This window comes from Streptomyces sp. NPDC053673, assembly GCF_055585225.1.
The window spans coordinates 23,851-43,246 of the sequence record NZ_JBVJKN010000049.1 but is presented as its reverse complement, the minus strand read 5'-3'; the positions used below and the strand labels follow the sequence as shown (position 1 = coordinate 43,246).

Below are 19,396 nucleotides of genomic sequence, written 5' to 3'. Positions count from 1 at the left end.
ACGCTCCCCCAGAGCTTCGCCTGGGTGGGGGTGCCCCCGGCGGAGCCAGGGGGAGTACCCCCAGCTGCGGCACCTCGCTGCGTTGTCGGAGTCGCTGCTGTCGAACGCGTACATCCCGACGGACAATCTGCCGGCCGGGCTGCGTACGGTCGCAGAGTGGAACCCAATCAGCGCGGTGACGACGGCGGTACGGGACCTCTTCGGCAACGCGGCGGTGCCGGCGGACGCCGCCTGGCCCGTCGCCCATCCGGTCGCCGGAGCCGTGGCCTGGTCGCTCCTGCTCATCGCGGTGTGCGCACCTGCGGCGGTCCGCCGGTACGCCCGCACATGACCGGAGACCGGCCGGAGGACGGCAGGGACCGGCAGGACCGGAGGATGACAAAGGTGTGCCGTACACGATAGGTACGGCTGTCATGAGCCAACAGCCACTGCCCCTCGACGGCGTCACGGTCGTCGCCGTCGAACAGGCCGTCTCGGGCCCCTTCGCCACCCGGCAGCTCGCCGACCTCGGGGCCCGCGTCATCAAGGTCGAGCGCCCGGACGGCGGAGACTTCGCCCGGGGCTACGACACCGCGGCCCAGGGGCTCGCCTCGCACTTCGTGTGGTGCAACCGCGGCAAGGAGTCCCTCGCCGTCGATCTGAAGGATCCACGGGGGATCGAGGTGGTCCGCAGGCTCATCGCGGACGCCGACGTGTTCGTGCAGAACCTCGCCCAGGGCGCGGCTGCCCGGCTCGGCCTGGACGCGGCCACCCTGTGCGCCGCGCACCCCCGGCTGATCGCGGTGGACATCTCCGGATACGGCGCGGACGGCCCGTACGCCCCCAAGCGCGCCTACGACATGCTCGTCCAGTGCGAGGCGGGGCTGGTGTCCGTGACCGGCACGCCGGAGCAGCCGGTGAAGGCGGGCATCCCGGCGGCGGACGTCGCGGCGGCGATGTACGCGTTCTCCGGCGTGCTGGCGGCGCTGCTGCGCCGGGGCACCACGGGGCGCGGCGGGCCGGTGGAGATCTCGATGCTGGAGTCGCTCGCCGAGTGGATGGGGCATCCGCTGCACCACGGGATGCACGGGGGCTCGGCGCCGGCGCGCACGGGCGTGGCGCACGCCGTCATCGCGCCCTACGACGCGTATCCGACGGCGGACGGCGGGCAGGTGCTGCTGTCGGTGCAGAACGACCGGGAGTGGCGGCGGCTGGCCGAGCAGGTGCTGGGCCGCCCCGACCTCGCCACCGATCCGGCCTTCGCGACGAACACGGCGCGTACCGCGAACCGCGCGAGGACGGACGCCGCGGTCGCCGGGGCGCTGGCGCGGCTGGACGCGGCCCAGGCCGTGGCCCGGCTGGAAGCCGCGGGCATCGCCTGCGCCCGCCTCAACACGGTCGAGGACCTGGCGGACCATCCGCAGCTGGCGGCCCGCTCCCGCTGGCGCGATGTGCCCTCGCCCACGGGTCCGCTGCGGGCGATGCTGCCGCCGATCACCTTCCCCGGTGGTCCGGAGCCGCGCATGGGCGCGATCCCGGCCCTCGGTGAGCACACCGACGCCCTGCTCCGCGAGGCGGGCCTGACGCCCGAGCAGAGGGCGGAGCTCCACCGGGACGGGGTGGTCGTGACAGGACAGGCACCCGACGGACGCCCTGAGTGACCGTTTTGTGCGTGCCCTTCGCCACAGCGGGACGGGTCGGCACCGGTCGGTAGGCGCGGCGTCACATTCCGCGATCGAGGGTTGTGACCTGCGGTGATGCACGTTCCCGGGGCTCGTCGGCGGGACCGCCGGGCCACTGCGTCGCCGTGGAGCACAACAGGCAAGTCAAATGATCACTGGATAAACTCCTCGTTTGCCGTGCGCGGAACATGGATTCGCAGCGCACTCGCCACGACGACGGAGAGTGAGAGATGCGTATGAACGGGCCCTGTGCAGAGCCGGCCGGCGATCGGCGCACTGTATGACCGTCGCCCCGGAGCCCCCGACCCTCCTCGACCCCCTGCTCGACGAGGCACCCGCGCCGGCTCTCTTCGCCGCCGGGAGTACCCCGGCGGAACGAACCCTCCTCGACATCCTCGACGAGACCGCCCGCCGCCACCCGGAGGCACTCGCCGTAGACGACGGCGCCACGCCCCTCACGTACCGCTCCCTCCTCACCGAGGTCGAGACACTGCGGCTGCGGCTCACCGGGGCGGGGATCGGCGTCGGCGACCGGGTCGGCGTCCGCGTCCCGTCCGGGACCGCCGATCTGTACGTCTCGATCCTCGCCGTACTGGCGGCCGGCGCCGCCTACGTCCCCGTCGACGCCGAGGACCCCGAGGAGCGTGCCGAACTCGTCTTCGCCGAGGCCGCGGTCAGCGCCGTCATAGGCGCGGACCGGAGCATCACCCCGAGCGGCGCCCCCGGTGGCGCCACCGGCCGCCGCCCCGGCCCGGACGACGACGCCTGGATCATCTTCACCTCCGGCTCCACCGGGAAGCCCAAGGGCGTCGCCGTCAGCCACCGCAGCGCCGCCGCCTTCGTCGACGCCGAGGCGCGGCTCTTCCTGACGGGCGCACCGCTCGGCCCGGGCGACCGGGTGCTCGCGGGGCTCTCCGTCGCCTTCGACGCCTCCTGCGAGGAGATGTGGCTGGCCTGGCGGCACGGCGCCTGCCTGGTGCCCGCGCCCCGCTCCCTCGTACGCACCGGCCTCGACCTCGGCCCCTGGCTCGTCGAGCAGCGCATCACCGTCGTCTCGACGGTCCCCACACTTGCCGCGCTCTGGCCCGCCGAGGCACTCGACGACGTACGGCTGCTGATCTTCGGGGGCGAGGCCTGCCCGCCCGAGCTGGCCGAGCGCATGGCCGTCCCCGGGCGTGAGGTCTGGAACACCTACGGCCCCACCGAAGCGACCGTCGTCGCCTGCGCCGCCCCGCTGACCGGCGAAGGGCCGGTACGGATCGGGCTGCCGCTGGACGGCTGGGAACTCGCGGTCGTGGATGCCCGGGGCGAGATCGTGGCGCTGGGCGAGACCGGTGAGCTCGTGATCGGAGGCGTCGGCCTCGCGAGGTACCTGGACGCGGCCAAGGACGCCGAGAAGTACGCGCCGCTGCCCGCACTGGGCTGGGACCGCGCCTACCGCAGCGGCGACCTGGTCCGCGCGGAGGCGGAGGGCCTGCTCTTCGTCGGCCGCGCGGACGAACAGATCAAGCTCGGCGGCCGCCGTATCGAGCTGGGCGAGATCGACGCGGCGCTCCAGGCCCTGCCGGGCGTCGCGGGCGCGGCGGCGGCGGTCCGCACGACGGGCGCGGGGCACCAGCTGCTGGTGGGCTACGTGGTCCCGAGCCGCGGCGCCGAGGAGTCGTCCGACGCCGAGGCCGTCGAGGACGCGGCCCCGGGCCCGCGGGCCGGCGCGGAGTCCGGCATCGGGTCGGGCGCGGACTCGGGCGCAGAGTCCGGCATCGGGCCGGGCGCGAAGTCCGACATCGGGTCGAGCGCGGAGTCCGGCATCGAGTTCGACGTGGCCGATGCCACGGCCCGGCTCCGCAAGGAGCTGCCCGCCGCGCTCGTGCCCGTCATCGCCGTCGTGGACGATCTGCCGACCCGGACGTCCGGCAAGGTGGACCGCGATGCGCTGCCCTGGCCGCTGCCGGGCAGCGGACCGGACACCTCCGGCGGCGATGCCGGCTTCAGCGAGACCGAGGCATGGCTCGCCGAGCAGTGGGCCGAACTCCTCGGGACACCCGTCACCGGACCGGACGCGGACTTCTTCGCCAACGGCGGTGGCAGTCTCGCCGCGGCGCAGCTGGTGTCGCGGATCCGGGAGCGGTTCGCCACCGGGTCCGTCGGCGACATCTACCAGAACCCGACCCTCGGCGCACTCGCGCGGACACTGGAGGCCGCCTCCAAGGGCGGCGCGAAGGTCCGCACGGTGCAGCCGGTGGCCCTGCGCACCGGGGTCACGCAAGTGCTGCTCATGCTGCCGCTGCTCACCGTCGCCGGCCTGCGGTGGAGCGTCGTGGCCGCCGCCGTCAACAACGTCGTCGGGCTGCCCTGGGCACCCGCCGTCTCGTGGTGGTGGGTCGCGCTCGGCTGGCTGCTCGTCGTCAGCCCGCCCGGGCGGATCGTGATCGCGGCGGGCGGGGCACGACTGCTGCTGCATGGGGTGCGCCCCGGCACCTACCCCCGCGGCGGACGCACCCATCTGCGGCTGTGGACCGCCGAGCGACTCGCCGAGCTGAGCGGCGCGACCGGCCTCGCCGGCTCCTGGCTCACGTACTACGCCCGGGCGCTCGGCGTGCAGATCGGCGAGGACGTCGATCTGCACGCCCTGCCGCCGGTGACCGGCATGCTGCGGCTCGGCAAGGGTGCCGCCGTCGAGCCCGAGGTGGATCTGTCCGGTCACTGGCTGGACGGCGACCGGCTGCACATCGGCACCGTACGGATCGGGGCCGGCGCCACCGTCGGCGCCCGCAGCACCCTCTTCCCCGGCGCGCGGGTCGGCAAGCGGGCCGAGATCGCCCCGGGCTCGGGTGTGACGGGCACGGTCCCGTCCTGCGAGCGCTGGTCGGGCGTCCCTGCCTCGCGCAAGGGCAAGGCCAATCGCCGCCTCCCTGAGGGCCGCCCCGTGCGCCGGCGCCGCTGGACCGTGATGTACACGGTGACCTCGCTGGTCCTCGGACTGCTGCCCGCACTCGCGGCGCTGCCGGGTCTACTGGTGATCGGCTCCTTCGTGGGTGGCCGTACCGGCCTCGGCGAGGCCGTGGCGGCGGCGCTGACCGCCGTACCGTTCGCGACGGCCGCCGCCATGATCGCGTACGCGCTGCTGATCCTCGTCGGGGTGCGCGCACTCTCCATCGGACTGCGCGAGGGCTACCACCCGGTCCACGGCCGGGTCGCCTGGCAGGCATGGGCGACCGAGCGGCTGATGGACATGGCACGCGTGCATCTCTTCCCGCTGTACGCGAGCCTCTTCACGCCGGTGTGGCTGAGGGCCCTCGGCATGAAGATCGGGCGCGGGGTCGAGGCGTCGACCGTGCTCGCGCTGCCCGCCATGACCACGGTCGGCGACGGGGCGTTCCTCGCCGACGACACGATGGTGGCCTCGTACGAGCTGGGCGGCGGCTGGCTCCACATCGCCGAGGCACGTGTCGGCAAGCGTGCCTTCCTCGGCAACTCCGGGATGACGGCCGCGGGCCGCCGCGTGCCCAAACGCGGCCTTGTCGGTGTGCTGTCGGCGGCCCCGAAGCGGGCGAAGGCGGGCTCCTCGTATCTCGGCATGCCTCCGATGAAGCTGCCCCGGGCGGCCGAGGAGAGCGACCAGAGCCGCACTTTCGCCCCGCCGCAGCGGCTGAAGTGGGCGCGTGCGTGCGTCGAGCTGTGCCGGATCGTGCCGGTCATGTGTGCGGTGGCACTCGCCGTGCTCGCGCTCGCGGCCTTCGATCTGCTGGCCGGCCGCTTCGGTTTCGCGGTCGCGGTGCTGAGCGGCGGCGTGCTGCTGACGGCCGCGGGCCTGGTGGCGTGCCTGGTCGCCATCGCGATGAAGTGGCTGCTGGTCGGCCGGTTCAAGGCGGTCGAGCACCCGCTGTGGTCGTCCTTCGTATGGCGCAACGAGCTTGCCGACACCTTCGTGGAGGTGCTCGCCGTGCCGTGGCTGGTCGGCGCGACCGCCGGTACGCCGCTGATGAGCCTGTGGCTGCGCGGCCTCGGTGCCCGCATCGGCCGCGGCGCCTGGTGCGAGACGTACTGGCTCCCGGAGGCCGACCTCGTCACCATCGGCCGCGGTGTCAGCGTCAATCGTGGCTGCGTGGTGCAGACCCACCTCTTCCACGACCGGATCATGCGCATGGACAATGTCGTCCTCGGAGCGGGTGCGACACTCGGTCCACACGGCATCGTGCTGCCCGGCGCGGTGCTCGGGGACCGGGCCGCGGTCGGGCCGGCGTCGCTGGTGATGCGCGGGGAGAGGGTGCCCGCGGACACCCGGTGGCTGGGCAACCCGATCGCGGCGTGGAGGAAGTGAACGCAGCCGCAACCGCACAGCACGGGCACAGCTCAGCACCGGTACAGCACAGGGCAAGACCGGAGGACGCACGAGGGTGACGGATTCCTACCTGCCGCAGCACGGAGACGGCGGCTATCGGACGACGGAGTACGACCTGGAACTGGACTACCTGCCGCACACCGGCCGGCTCTCCGGGCGGGCCAGGATCACCGCCGTCGCCGAGCGTGCGCTGCCCGAGGTCGTCCTCGACCTCGGGCAGTTCCGCCTGGGAAAGGTGCTGGTGGACGGGGGCCGACCGGCTCGCTACACGCACCGCGGGGACAAGCTGCGGATACGGCCGGCACGGCCGCTCCGCGCCGGCGCCACCTTCACCGTCGAGGTGCGGTACAGCGGCATCCCGCATGCCGTTCGCACCCGGGAGTGGGGCGACATCGGCTGGGAGCAACTGCACGAGGGCGCTCTGGTGGCCTCGCAACCGCATGGTTCCAGATCCTGGTTCCCGTGCAACGACCGGCCCGACGACAAGGCCGCCTACCGGATCGTGGTGACCGCCCCCACGCCGTACACCGTGATCGCCAACGGCTCCCTCACCTCTCGTACGATCAGCGCCTCCACGACGACGTGGGTGTACGAGCAGCCCGCGCCGATGGCGACCTATCTGGCGACCGTCCAGATCGGTCGTTACGAGCTGGTCGACGTGCCGCACGCGGGGGCGGTGCCGCAGCCGGCCGCCGTGCCGCGCGAACTGCTGGGCCGCTTCGAGCACGACTTCGCACGCCAGCCCCAGATGATGACGGTCTTCCAGGACCTCTTCGGGCCCTACCCCTTCGACGACTACGCGGTCGTGGTCGTCGACGAGGAGCTGGATGTGCCCGTCGAGGCACAGGGCCTTTCGATCTTCGGTGCCAACCATGTCGACGGCCGGCGCGGCAGCGAGCGGCTCGTCGCGCACGAGCTGGCGCACCAGTGGTTCGGCAACAGCCTGACCGTCGCCGACTGGCGGCACATCTGGCTCAACGAGGGCTTCGCGAAGTACGCCGAGTGGCTGTGGTCCGAGATGTCCGGCGGCCCGTCGGCGACGGCCATGGCGGCCAAGTCCCGGGCCCGGCTCGCGCTGATGCGGCAGGATGTCCGGATCGCCGACCCGGGGTTGCGGCGCCTGTTCGACGACCGGGTCTACGAGCGTGGCGCGCTCACTCTGCACGCGCTGCGCACAGAGATCGGGCACGCGGCCTTCGTGGGGCTGCTGCGGGAGTGGACCGCGACCCACCGGCACGGTGTGGTGACGACGGAGGAGTTCATCGCGCTCGCCCGGCAGCACTCCACGCGGCCGCTGGACAAGCTGTTCACGATGTGGCTGTACGAGACGAAGCTTCCGGTTCTGCCTCAGCAACGCCGCTGACCCGGGTGGGGAGCCCTGGGCGTGCGGAGTCCTGAGCCCCGTACTTCAGGTTCAGGGACTCAAGAACCGGGCGGGGCAGGGGTGGTCGGGCCTTGGAACCGGGCCGGTGAGAAGGGGACGGGTGCGCGTGAACGGTCACGCGTGCCCGGCGCCGCCGGCCGGCCACCCCGCCGGCCTACTGGCCGCGGCTGCCGAAGAGCGAGCGCCGAAGCCTGCGCAGCGGCGCGAAGAGCGAGACGCGCGCGCTCTTGCTGCCGCGGGTGTGCGCGACATCACGCGTCGTCAGCTCAAGCATCAGCGATGTCGCCTCGGCCGCCTCGCGCTGCGGCACGGCAGGTCCGCCGAGCACCGCGAGATGGCGGTCGAGACGCGAGCTGGTCGCACTGCTCCCACATGTGATCGCAGGCACTCGCGGCCTGCTGCGCACCGTTATCTGTTCCATGTCACTCCCCACCCGTACGAGGGCACCCGGCCCGGGCAGGTTAACCCTATCGCCCCGCGGTGACACTCGTGTATCCCGGTCGCCGGATTCAGCACACTCGTACGGTGGTTGACGGCCACGCACTGAATCCATCTGATTCCAGGGCGAGTTGGACAGTTTTCGAAGTCGGCCAATCCACCCGCCCATCAGTCCCGAACACCTGTCACCAGGCAGTGCTCAACTCCTCGTACAGGACGGGACGGACATGATCTCTCTCAACAGGAGCACACGGGGGCGCAGGAGTCTTGCCGCGCTCATCTGTGGTGCGCTGGCAGCCGGGGGGCTCGCGGCCGCCGGCGTGAGCACCACCCTCGCACCGGGGTCGGCGAACGCATCGAGCCATCGTGAGGCCCCGCTGATCTCCGGTCAGCCCCAGTACGACAACACGGACGTCTACGCGTTCGTCAGCCCCGACCGGCCCGACACGACGACGATCGTCGCCAACTGGCTGCCGTTCGAGGAGCCCGCCGGCGGACCGAACTTCTACCGGTTCGCGAACGACGCCCGCTACGACATCCACATCGATTCGGACGGGGACGCCCAGGGCGACCTGCTCTACCGCTGGACGTTCCACGACCAGGTCAAGAACGGCGACACGTTCCTGTTCAACACGGGTCCCGTGACCAGCCTGGACGACCCGGACCTCAACATCACGCAGAGCTATGACATCGAGCTGCTGCGACTGCGGAACCAGCATGTGATCTCCACCACCAAGATCGCTGACGATGTGCCGGTCGCCCCCTCGAACGTGGGCAAAGCGTCCATGCCGGACTATGCGCACCTGCGGCACCAGGCGGTGCGCAAACTGCAGGACGGCAGCACGGCGTTCGCAGGGCAGGCCGACGATCCGTTCTTCCTCGACCTGCGCGTCTTCGACCTGCTGTACGGAGGCGACCTGTCCGAGGTCGGCCGGGACACGCTGAAGGGCTACAACGTCAACACCATCGCGCTGCAGGTGCCGTCGGACCACATCCGGCAGTCGGTCGGACAGCCCGTGGTCGGCATCTGGTCCACCACCCACCGCAGGAACGCGAGCGGTGACTGGACCCAGGTCTCACGGCTCGGTATGCCGCTGGTCAACGAGGTCGTCCTGCCGCTCAAGGACAAGGACAAGTTCAACGCGTCCGCGCCGTGGAACGACGGCGACTTCCTGAAGTCCGTCACCAATCCCGAGCTGCCGAAGCTCATCGAGGGCATCTACAAGATCGAAGCCCCGGAGGAGCCACGCGACGACCTCGTGTCCGTGTTCCTCACCGGGGTCAAGGACCTGAACCAGCCGCCGAACGTACGGCCGGCCGAGGCGCTGCGCCTGAACACGGCGGTCCCACCCACGTCCGCGCCGAAGCGGCTGGGCGTACTGGACGGCGACAACGCCGGCTACCCGAACGGGCGGCGGCTGACCGACGACGTCGTGGACATCTCGCTCCAGGTCGTCGAGGGCGAACTGCTGGGCAAGAAGAACGACTTGGGCGACGCGGTGGACGCGAACGACCAGGCGTTCGGCTCGGCCTTCCCGTACGTGGCGCTGCCGACGTCGGGCTCGGACGGGCCGCTGGCCAAGGGCGCAGGCAATCGCAGCCAGCTCAACGGAGGCTCCGCGCTCACGGCGGGCGACGCCTCGGGCAACCGTACGGTCCTGACCGCGTCGGTGGCGGCGGCGGGCGCGGGCATCGTGCTCGTGGGTCTGGGCCTCGCGTGGTGGCGGATGCGGCGGCGCGGCAGGTGGTCATGAAGCCAGGCACGGGTGCCGCGTGGCAGCTCGGAGCCGGGGTCGTGGGGCTGGCGTTCGTGCTGACAGCCGTGGGAGCGGTGGTGGGGGGCGCGAGCGAGCTGCCCGTCCCCACCGCTCCGGCGGCCGCCGGAGCCGCTGTCGGTCAAGGTGTGCGTCCCCTGCAGGCGCATCTGAAGGCGCAGCCGAAGGATGCGGGCGCCTGGGCGGCGCTCGGCGCCGCGTACGTCGAGGAGGCCAGAGCCGACGGCGACCCCTCGCGCTATCCCCAGGCCGAGCAGGCCTTCGCCCGCTCCCTGCGGCTACGGCCGGATGACAATGCCGAGGCGCTCGCCGGGCGGGCCGCCCTGGCCGCCGCGCGGCACGACTTCACGGCGGCGCTGCGGGACGCGGACCGGGCGCTCTCCGTCAATCCGTACAGTGAGCGCGGGCTCGCCGTACGGATCGACGCGCTCGTCGAACTCGGCCGATACGACGAGGCGTTGAAGGCCGCGGAACTGGCGGATGCGCGGCGTCCCGGCATCCCCGTCTTCACGCGCTTCGCGTACGTCCATGAGCTGCGCGGAGACACGTCGGAGGCGCGGCGGGTGCTGGATCTCGCCAGGGGATCGGCGAGCGCGCGTGCCGATATCGCCTATACGGCGACCGCGCTCGGTCAACTGGCCTGGTCGCAGGGCGCGTACGACGAGGCGTTGCGGCACTGCGGCCTGGCCTTGAAGGCCCAGCCGGGGAATCTGGAGGCGCGCGAATGCCGGGCGCGGGCGACGGCCGCGAAGGGCGGTCTCCCAGCGGCCGTCAAGGAGTTCGAGGAGATCGTCGATCAATCGCCGTTGCCTGGACGTCTTGTGGCGCTCGGTGAGCTGTACGAGGCGAGCGGGAAGCGTGAACTCGCCCAGCAGCAGTACGCGGTCGTCGGCACGTGGACGGGTCTCGCCCGCGCGGGCGGCGTGAACCCCGACCTGGACACGGCGCTCGCCGCAGCGGATCACGGCGACCGCGCCGAGGCCCTGCGCGCGGCCCAGGCCGAATGGCAGCGCCGCCGCACCGTGCACACCGAGGACGCACTCGCCTGGGCCCTGCACCGAGCGGGCCGTTCCCAGGACGCGCTCCCCCACGCCCGCCGGGCGACCGGGTCCGGCTACCAGAACGCCGTGTTCCTGTACCACCGCGGCATGATCGAGCGGGCCACGGGGGACAAGGCCGGCGCACGGGCCTCCCTGTCCCGCGCGCTGGCGCTCAACCCCGCCTTCTCCCCCGTCGGTTCCCGCGAGGCACGGCGCGCGCTGGACGGTCTGGAGGCGTCATGAGGAGCGACATCGGGAGCGCCGTCGCCGTGGTGTTGGTCGCCGTTGCCGCGATGGCGGCCGGGGCTCGGGGCTGCCTGGCGCGCGTACGGCCGCCAGGGGGTGTCGTGCGGTTCGGGCCGGGCCGGCGAGTGGCGTCCGGTGCATGGGCTCTCCCCAGCCCCGCAGGGGCCGAGGGGACGCATCGCGAGGCGGAGGACTTCCCGGAGGACGGGCGTCCCCCCGCCGAAGGCAGGGGGAGAGTCATGGCGGAGTCACGGCGACCGGCGACCGGGGGCACCTCCCGGGCCCGCAGGGCCCAGGGGGAGCGGCTAGGGCCTGTCGTTTGGATCAGGCCGGCAGCGACATCTGCGGCTACCGCCGCGGGGCGAGCGGGGTCTGGCGCGTGCAGATGCAAGGCGGAGGAGGGAGCCACTGCGGAGCATTGGCGACTGACGACAACGCTGCTGGGGGTCCCCCCAGGCGAAGCTCTGGGGGAGTGCGTGCCAGGGCACGCGAGCCCGGCAAGATCCGAACGACAGGCCCTAGGTGCGGCAGCACGACACGCGAGCCCGGTGGGATCCGCCGGCCCCGGCGCGTCGCCGCGCGGCACGGGGCGGCGCGCCCTGGCCGCCGCCGCGGCGGTCGGGGTCGCGGTCGTCGCGCTGCTGGCCGCAGGCGCGGCACCCGCCGCGGCGCACCCTCTGGGGAACTTCACGGTCAACCGGTACGACGGACTCGTCGTCGGCGAGGACGAGTTGAAGGTCGACCATGTCGAGGACCTGGCGGAGATCCCGACGGCCCGGATCAGGCCGGAGCGGTTTCCGGCCGGTGGCCTCTCGGCGTGGGCGAAGGAGCGCTGCTCGTCGGCCGCGGGCGAGGCGCGGCTGAGTGTGGACGGGCGGCCGGTCGCCCTCGCGGTCGGTGCCGCCCGGGCCGAGATCCGCCCGGGCCAGGCGGGGCTGCCCACGCTGCGGGTGGAGTGCGCGCTGAAGGCTCCGCTGCCGGGCGGGACGGCGCGTGTCGGCTTCCGGGCCGGCGGCGGTGACCGGGCCGGCTGGCGGGAGATCACGGCGCGGGGCGACCGTACGACCCTGACGTCGTCGGACGTGCCGGAGGACTCCGTGTCACGCAGGCTCTCGGCGTACCCGGCGGGGCTCCTCGACTCCCCGCCGGAGCGCACGACCGCGGTCCTCACAGCGGTACCCGGCGGACCGGCGCTCGCCGGCGGACCGGCACCGGTGGCGCCGCCGTCGGTGCTGCCGCGCGGGGCCGACCGCTGGGCCCAGGCCCTGACCGAACTCGTCGAACAGCGCGACCTCACGGTGCCGTTCGGCGCGCTCGCCCTGGCCATCGCCCTGGGCCTCGGCGCGCTCCACGCTCTGGCACCGGGGCACGGCAAGACGCTGATGGCCGCGGCTGCGGCAGCCGGCGGCCGCAGTTCCCTTCGGGAGGTCCTGACGCTCGGCGCCTCCGTGACCGTGACCCATACCCTCGGCGTCTTCGCCCTCGGCGCCCTCATCGCGGCGGGCTCGGCCGTGGCGCCGTCGGTCGTCGGCTGGCTGGGGGTGGCGAGCGGGATGCTCGTCACGGTGGCGGGTGCGCTACTGGTGCGCCGGGCGTGGCACAACCGGGCGCACCAGCACGGACACACCCATGTCCACTGGCTGGGCGGCGGTCACCATCACCATCACCACGGCCACGACCACGAGCGCGCCGACGACCACGCACCAGGGCACGAGCACCGCCACGACCACGAGCCTGCGCACGAGCACGGGTCTGCACACGACCACGAGCCTGCGCACGAGCACGCACATGAGCACGGGCACGAGCGCGGGAAGCCGCAGCCGCTGCGGCGGAGCGTGCTGCTCGGGTTCGCGGGGGGCCTGGTACCCAGCCCGTCCGCCGTGGTCGTGCTGGTCGGGGCCGCCGCGCTCGGGCATGCCTGGTTCGGGTTCCTGCTCGTCGTCGCCTACGGAGCCGGTCTCGCCCTCACCCTCACCGTGGCCGGGTTCGCCGTCGTACGGATCGGGGCGCGAGTGGCCGCACGGCTGGCTCGGCGGCGGACCACGGGGCGGCTGGCCGGCTTCGTCCAGCGGTCGGCTCCGCTGAGCACGGCCGTCGCCGTATTCGTACTGGGATGTGGATTGGTGCTGAGGGGGGCCGCAGGAGCCATGAGTTGAGCTAGCTTGGAGGGGTTTCCACCGTGATGGTCGCTCTGCTGCGGATGGGGGGCTCGTCATGAGCGAAGTGCCGGGCGACGATCGGGACGACACGATGCTGGTCGCGGGGCGGTACCGGCTGCTCGGCCGGCTCGGCGAGGGCGGCATGGGCGTCGTGTGGCGGGCCCGCGACGAGCTGCTGGGGCGGGAGGTCGCGGTCAAGGAGGTCCGGGCGCCCGCCGCGCTCGACACCAGCGACGTGCGGCGGCTCTACGCACGCCTGGAGCGCGAGGGCTGGGCCGCCGCCCGGATCTCGCACCGCAATGTGGTCACGGTCTACGACGTGGCGACCCAGGACGGCCGCCCGTGGATCGTGATGGAGCTGATCCGCGGTCTGTCGCTCTCCGAGGTCCTCGATGCCGAGGGGCCCATGACCCCGCAGCGTGCCGCGCACATCGGCGCCGAGATCCTCGCCGCGCTGCGCGGCGCGCACGAGGCGGGAGTGCTGCACCGGGACGTGAAACCGGGGAACGTGCTGCTCGCGAACGACGGCCGCGTCGTCCTGACGGACTTCGGGATCGCGAGGGTCCAGGGGACGTCGAACCTGACCATGACCGGCGAGCTGGTCGGCTCGCCCGAGTTCCTCGCACCGGAGCGGGCCCTCGGCCGGACACCGGGCCCGGAGTCGGACCTCTGGTCGCTCGGTGTGCTGCTGTACGCGGCGGTCGAGGGGCATTCGCCGTTCCGCCAGAACACACCGCTCAGCACGCTGCGCGCGGTCGTCGACGAGGAGTTGCCACCGCCGCGCAGAGCGGGAGCGCTGGAGCCGGTCATCGCGGGACTGCTGCGGAAGGATCCGGCGGAACGGCTGCCGGCCGAGGAGGCCGAGCGCCGGCTGCGGGTCCTGGGAGCCGGCGGTACGCCGCGTACCGCTCCCCCGCCCACCTCCGGCCCGCATGCCGTGACGGTCACCTCGGCCACACCCACCACACCCACCACACCCACCGCACCCACCTCACCGGCCACGCCGGCCACGCCGGCCACGCCGGTCGGGTCCTTCGGACCGCCCACGCCCACGCCGTCCACCACCGCGTCACCGGGCCATCCGCGGCGTGCCGCGGTCGTGCTGACCGCCGGGATCGCCGTCCTGCTCCTGTCGATCGGCGGCCTCACCTACGCCCTGGTGAACGGCGGCCCCCCGGACGACGGCGGCAAGGGCGGCAGCGGCAACAGCGACGGCGGCGGCATCACGAGTGGTGGCACAACGAGCGCCGGCGCCACGGCCGGTCCGGGTACGACCGGGGACGGCTCGTCCGCCGACACGCCGGGGCCCGCGGACAGCACGACTCCGGGCGGCCACAGTTCCGCGACGACAGCGCCGCCGCGGCAGAGTGTGAAGGTGTACGTCCAGACGGTGCACGGCAGCTACAGCGGGACCTGCCCGGCACCCGAGGCCGAGGCGCCCGCCTTCAGGGCGACGGTCACGGTGGGCCGTACCCCCGTCTCCGTCGGGTACCGCTGGGTGACCGAGAGCGGCAAGAGTTCCGACGCGGGCTGGAAGACGCTCGACTTCCCCTCCGGGGAGGGGAAGTCACGGCACGTCAATCACATCGAGCTGACGTACGCGCAGGGCTCGACGCACCACGACCGGATCCGGATGGAGGTCCGGAGTCCGGTTGTGGCGCGGTCCAACTGGGTGGCGTTCTCGGTGACGTGCGAGCCGGAGTCGCCGACGGGCGACCCGGGCGGATCCACGGACGGATCGACGGAGGGCTCCACTCAGGGTGCCACTGGCGGCGCCACCTACGGGGCCTCCGGCGGACCTTCCCATCCTGCGGTTTCGGTTACGCCGCCGCCCTGAACGGCGGCAGATAGCCGCCCGACTGTCCGGACGCGGTGGGGTGGTACGACTCGCTGATGTTCAGCCAGTTGACGCTGTGCAGCCACGCGGAGCCGGAGCAGATCTCGTGCCCGGTGAAGGTCGGTGCGACATCGGCGAAGGTGAATCCGTGGTCGGCGACGCGCTTGGCGATGGCGGCGTTGAGATGGTCGGCGCCACCATTGATCGCGGCGCGCTCGTTCTCACTGAGCCCCGCGAGGCAGCTGCCGCCGAGCTTGTAGAAGCGGGGGTAGCCGAGGACGACGACATGCGCGGCCGGCGCCTTGGTCCTGATCGCGCTGTACACCGAGTCGAGCCGCCCGGGCAGTGTGGTGTCGACGTAGCGCTTCGCCTCTTCGATACGGGCGATGCAGTTGGCTTCGGACTGCAGCACACAGGTGGTCATGACGTCGGCGAAGCCGGCGTCATTGCCGCCGATGGTGAGGGAGACGAGGTCGGTCGCGGAGTTGAGCGGAGCGAGCTGACTGCTCGTCACATCGTTCGTTCTGGCACCCGAGCAGGCAGTGAAGGCGAAGGACGAGGGTGAGTTGGCCGCGGCCCAGAGTGCGGGATAGGCGCGATTGGTGCGCTTGCAGTTGCCGCTACCGCTGATGTAGGAGCCGGCGCCGAGGCCCGAGGAGTACGAGTCGCCGAGGGCCACGTAGTCGACCGCCGCCGCCTGCGCGGCCTGCGCCGTTCCGGCCCCGCTGAGGGAGAGGACGACGCCGAGGAGGAGTGAGGATGAGATTGCCGCGATTCGGGACAGTTTCATGGAACCTCCCATTAGCAGGATCTCTGCTCAACTGTCGTAGCATGTCCCATAGTTCACCGGAAGTGTTCATGCCAAGAACAATCGGCGAGCGGTCGCCCGCCGAGCACGGACGCACCACTTCCCGGCACCCCGGAAGCACTGCTCCGCAAGCACTCCTCCGGAAGAGCTTCTTGACGGCCCATCGGGCACTGCGCAGCATGACAAGCCTCAGCATCCAGGCAATCCGCCATCCTGAGGGGCAAACACGCCCATGCAGACGATCTTCACCAAACCGGCCGTACTCCGGACGGACGTCCTTCCGGTGCTCGCGGGCGGCGCACTTGCCGCGTCAGCGGTGGGCGCGACGCTGGCGCTCGCCGGACTCGATTCGCCCCTGCGCGCGCCGTTCGCGCTCTTCTACCTCGCCACCACACCGGCCGCCGGACTCGCCGCGGCGCTCCGCCCCATGACGCCGGCGGCCCGTATTCCCCTGTCCGCGGCCGGTGCGGTCCTGATCGACCTGCTCGTCGCCCAGTCGATGCGGGCGCTGGATCTGTGGTCGGTGGAGAGCGGAGTCACCGCTGTCGCAGCGATCACTTTCTTGCTCTTTGTCATCGGAATACGGAACAGGGTTGAGCATTTCCGTCTGTGGAGGAAAAAGATGTAAAAAGGTGAGCCCTCGTTCCAGGTCTTGCCATACAGTCCTAATCATCAATACCGTCGTACATCCACCCGCAACGGCCCATCGTGCAAGGCGACTCCAGGGGAGGAGTCGAGCGTCGCGATGACTCCGGGGCGGGGCGCGGTAGGGGGGTGCCGTGCTCGGTCATGCACTTGTGCCGAGTCGCGTGCCGCGCGGCCAGCAATACCGACTCACCCAACCTGCACGGAGATCGATGCCGTCCTGGCCATGGTGAGAACCCCCCTTTCGAACCGGACACTCATCCGGACCGCCCGGGGGTGGGCGGTCCACCGGACGAGAGGGAAACCGACTCATGAGCTCGTTCCTGCGCCCGGCGGTCCCGGGTCAAGGTCCGCTGACCACAGCCACCACAGCCACCGCGGCCACCGCGACGGCGACCGTCACGACAGCGCTCGGCCGAATACCGGCCCAGTACCGTCCGATCTCCTCTCATCTCGCGATCGCGCCGCCGGTCAGCGTCGTGATCCCGGCCATGAACGAGGCGGAGAACCTTCCGTACGTGTTCGAGACACTGCCGGAATGGATCCATGAAGTCGTCCTCGTCGACGGCAATTCCACGGACAACACCGTGAATGTGGCCAGGGAACTGTGGCCCGACGTCAAGGTCGTCAAACAGGCAGGAAGAGGCAAGGGCGACGCGCTCATCAGCGGCTTCGCCGCCTGCACCGGCGACATCATCGTCATGGTCGACGCGGACGGCTCCGCCGACGGCCAGGAGATCGTCAGCTATGTCTCCGCCCTGGTCGGCGGCGCCGACTTCGCCAAGGGCTCACGCTTCGCCAACGGCGGCGGCACCGACGACATGACACCCATCCGCAAGCTCGGCAACCGCATCCTCTGCGGAATCGTCAACGCCAAGTTCGGCGCCCGCTACACCGATCTCTGCTACGGGTACAACGCCTTCTGGCGTCACTGCCTCGACAGAGTCACCCTGGACTGCACCGGCTTCGAGATCGAGACCCTGATGAACATCCGGGTCGTCAAGGCCGGACTGCGGGTCCAGGAAGTGCCCAGCCACGAGTACCTGCGCATCCACGGCGTCAGCAACCTCAGCGCCGTACGGGACGGGCTGCGGGTCCTCAAGGTGATCCTGCAGGAGAAGGGCGTCCGCCGCACCGCGCGCCGTGCGCCCGCCATCACCCTCAAGGCCCCCCGGGGAGAGGTCTCTTGAGTCACGTGAGCAACGCGATTCACCGGCGTTTCTCCGTGGTGATCTGCGTCTACACCGAGGACCGGTGGGAGGACATCCTCGCGGCGGTCGACTCGGTGCGGAAGCAGTCGCTGCCGGCCCTGGAGACACTGCTCGTCGTCGACCACAACGCGGCGCTGCTGGAGCGGCTCGGCAACGAGTTCAAGGGCTGCGGGACCGCCACGGCACAGGGAGAGGTGCGGGTGCTCGCCAACGCGGGCCCCCGCGGCCTCTCCGCCGGGCGCAACACCGGAATCGCCGCGGCTCGCGGCGACATCGTCGCCTTCCTCGACGACGACGCCGTGGCCGAGCGCGACTGGCTGCGCTGGTTCGACGAAGGCTACGACGATCCGCGGGTCATGGCCGTCGGCGGGCGGACCGTGCCGGCCTGGGCATCGGGCCGCAGACCGGCATGGTTCCCCGAGGAGTTCGACTGGGTCGTCGGCTGTACGTACCGGGGGCTGCCGCGCGGACGCGTCCGGGTGCGCAACGTCCTCGGTGGCAACGCGTCCTTCCGGCGTGCCGCCTTCGACGCCACGGGCGGCTTCGCCACCGGCATCGGACGCGACGGCGACAAGCGGCCGCTGGGCTGCGAGGAGACCGAGCTGTGCATCCGGCTCAGCCGTGCTCTCCCGCACGCGGTGCTGCTGATCGACGACCGCGCCGTCATCCACCACAAAGTCCCCGCCGGGCGCGAGAGGTTCGGCTACTTCCGTACCCGTACCTACGCCGAAGGCCTGTCCAAGGCGCTGGTCTCGCACAGCGTCGGCAGTGGCAAGGGCCTGGAGACCGAGCGGCGGTACACCACCCGGGTGCTCCCGGCGGGCGTCGCGCGCGGGCTGCGCGACGCCCTGCTCGGGCGCCGGGGCGGCGCGGGCCGGGCCGGCGCGATCGTCGCCGGTGTCGCCACCGCGGCGGCGGGGTACGCACTGGCGAGCGTGCGCACCCGCGCCGGGGTGGCGTTCTCGCACGGCCCGATCACCGCGTACGCGCCCGGGGGCCGGACCGGCCCTGGCACGGGAGGTGAGTCGTCCCCGTGAACCAGGCCGCGACCCGGGCCGCGGACCAGGCCGTCCCGATCCTCATGTACCACGCGGTCGGGCACCGGCCCGCACCGGCGGCACACGGACTGTCCGTATCACCGGACGCATTCGCCGAGCAGATGGCGCTGCTCGGCGAGCGCGGATTCACCCCGATCACGACGGCCCGGCTCGGACAGGCCTGGCGGCGCGGGGAACCGCTGCCGCCGCGGCCCGTACTGATCACCTTCGACGACGGCTACGAGGGCGTGCACCGGCACGCCCTCCCCGTCCTCACCGAGCACGGCTTCGCCGCCACCCTCTTCGTGTCGACCGGATGGCTGCGCGGCGCACACGAGGAAGGCGGCGCCCTCGACACCATGCTCGACTGGGACCAGGTACGGGATCTGGCCGCCGCGGGCACGGAGATCGGCGGCCACACCCACACCCATCCGCAGCTCGACCAGCTCGACGACGCCCGGCTGCGCTTCGAGACCCTGCGCTGCAAGGAGATCATCGCCGAGGAACTGGGAACGGCTGCGGTCTCGTTCGCCTACCCGTACGGCTACTCCAGCCGGCGCGTCAGGCAGATGGTCCGGGCGGTCGGCTTCGCCCAGTCGCTGGCCGTGGGCAATGCGCCGGCCCGCCGGCGCCAGGGACCGTATGCGCTGGAGCGGGTGACCGTGCGGCGCTCCACCGGCATCGAGGAGTTCGAGCGGCTCGTCGAAGGCCGGGCCGTCGCCCGCAATTTCGCCCGGGACCGGGCGCTGACGAAGGGCTACGCCGTCCTGCGGGCAGCCCGAAGGGCGGTGCGGCGGCTCCACACATGAGTAC

14 protein-coding genes are annotated in these 19,396 nt (G+C 72.1%); 12 read left to right on the top strand and 2 right to left on the bottom strand.

The genetic code is table 11. From position 1 onward, the window contains the following. The 4 genes from ACZ6ZQ_RS35890 to ACZ6ZQ_RS35875 all read left to right on the top strand — a co-directional run. Window positions 1–331: ABC transporter permease (locus ACZ6ZQ_RS35890; RefSeq protein ID WP_469772719.1), on the top strand; the 331-nt coding region annotated here is incomplete at its 5' end. Between the two features lie 82 nt (window positions 332–413). Then, on the top strand, window positions 414–1,640 hold the full coding sequence (locus ACZ6ZQ_RS35885; protein WP_469772718.1) for a CaiB/BaiF CoA transferase family protein: 1,227 nt from the start codon (window positions 414–416) through the stop codon (window positions 1,638–1,640). A 301-nt stretch (window positions 1,641–1,941) separates the two neighbouring features. After that, a complete protein-coding gene (locus ACZ6ZQ_RS35880) occupies window positions 1,942–5,982 on the top strand; it encodes a Pls/PosA family non-ribosomal peptide synthetase (RefSeq protein ID WP_469772717.1) in 4,041 nt (1,346 codons plus the stop codon). A gap of 76 nt (window positions 5,983–6,058) precedes the next feature. Beyond that, entirely contained in the window at window positions 6,059–7,366 is a 1,308-nt protein-coding gene (locus ACZ6ZQ_RS35875) for a M1 family metallopeptidase (protein ID WP_469772716.1), read from the top strand. Between the two features lie 175 nt (window positions 7,367–7,541). On the opposite strand, the gene ACZ6ZQ_RS35870 is transcribed toward ACZ6ZQ_RS35875, so the two are convergent. Further along, a complete protein-coding gene (locus ACZ6ZQ_RS35870; protein ID WP_453666219.1) occupies window positions 7,542–7,808 on the bottom strand; it encodes a hypothetical protein in 267 nt (88 codons plus the stop codon). A 244-nt stretch (window positions 7,809–8,052) separates the two neighbouring features. On the opposite strand from ACZ6ZQ_RS35870, the gene ACZ6ZQ_RS35865 reads away from it, so the two are divergent. The 4 genes from ACZ6ZQ_RS35865 (at window position 8,053) to ACZ6ZQ_RS35850 (ending at window position 14,882) form a co-directional block, all read left to right on the top strand. Then, window positions 8,053–9,579 (top strand): DUF4331 domain-containing protein, encoded by a 1,527-nt coding sequence (locus tag ACZ6ZQ_RS35865; protein ID WP_469772715.1) that lies wholly within the window; start codon window positions 8,053–8,055, stop codon window positions 9,577–9,579. Further along, entirely contained in the window at window positions 9,576–10,883 is a 1,308-nt protein-coding gene (locus ACZ6ZQ_RS35860; RefSeq protein WP_469772714.1) for a tetratricopeptide repeat protein, read from the top strand. Before ACZ6ZQ_RS35865 ends, ACZ6ZQ_RS35860 begins: the two co-directional genes overlap by 4 nt. 551 nt (window positions 10,884–11,434) lie before the next feature. Further along, window positions 11,435–13,042, top strand: a complete 1,608-nt coding sequence (locus ACZ6ZQ_RS35855; protein WP_469772713.1) for a HoxN/HupN/NixA family nickel/cobalt transporter — start codon at window positions 11,435–11,437, stop codon at window positions 13,040–13,042. Window positions 13,043–13,100: 58 nt separating this feature from the next. Next, on the top strand, window positions 13,101–14,882 hold the full coding sequence (locus tag ACZ6ZQ_RS35850; RefSeq protein WP_469772712.1) for a serine/threonine-protein kinase: 1,782 nt from the start codon (window positions 13,101–13,103) through the stop codon (window positions 14,880–14,882). Here the strand turns inward: ACZ6ZQ_RS35850 and ACZ6ZQ_RS35845 are convergent. Next, window positions 14,866–15,672 (bottom strand): SGNH/GDSL hydrolase family protein, encoded by an 807-nt coding sequence (locus ACZ6ZQ_RS35845; RefSeq protein WP_469772711.1) that lies wholly within the window; start codon window positions 15,670–15,672, stop codon window positions 14,866–14,868. The two genes, ACZ6ZQ_RS35850 and ACZ6ZQ_RS35845, sit on opposite strands and share 17 nt — an antisense overlap. A 250-nt stretch (window positions 15,673–15,922) precedes the next feature. On the opposite strand from ACZ6ZQ_RS35845, the gene ACZ6ZQ_RS35840 reads away from it, so the two are divergent. The 4 genes from ACZ6ZQ_RS35840 to ACZ6ZQ_RS35825 all read left to right on the top strand — a co-directional run bounded on the left by ACZ6ZQ_RS35840 (window position 15,923) and on the right by ACZ6ZQ_RS35825 (window position 19,392). Continuing rightward, complete coding sequence (locus ACZ6ZQ_RS35840) at window positions 15,923–16,318, top strand: hypothetical protein (RefSeq protein ID WP_469772710.1); 396 nt, start codon at window positions 15,923–15,925, stop codon at window positions 16,316–16,318. Window positions 16,319–16,646: 328 nt separating this feature from the next. Beyond that, window positions 16,647–17,525, top strand: coding sequence for a glycosyltransferase family 2 protein (locus tag ACZ6ZQ_RS35835; RefSeq protein ID WP_469772709.1), 879 nt, complete (start codon window positions 16,647–16,649; stop codon window positions 17,523–17,525). A 5-nt stretch (window positions 17,526–17,530) separates the two neighbouring features. Further along, on the top strand, window positions 17,531–18,583 hold the full coding sequence (locus ACZ6ZQ_RS35830) for a glycosyltransferase family 2 protein (RefSeq protein WP_469772708.1): 1,053 nt from the start codon (window positions 17,531–17,533) through the stop codon (window positions 18,581–18,583). A gap of 44 nt (window positions 18,584–18,627) precedes the next feature. Further along, window positions 18,628–19,392, top strand: coding sequence for a polysaccharide deacetylase family protein (locus ACZ6ZQ_RS35825; protein WP_469772722.1), 765 nt, complete (start codon window positions 18,628–18,630; stop codon window positions 19,390–19,392). Window positions 19,393–19,396 lie beyond the last annotated feature (4 nt).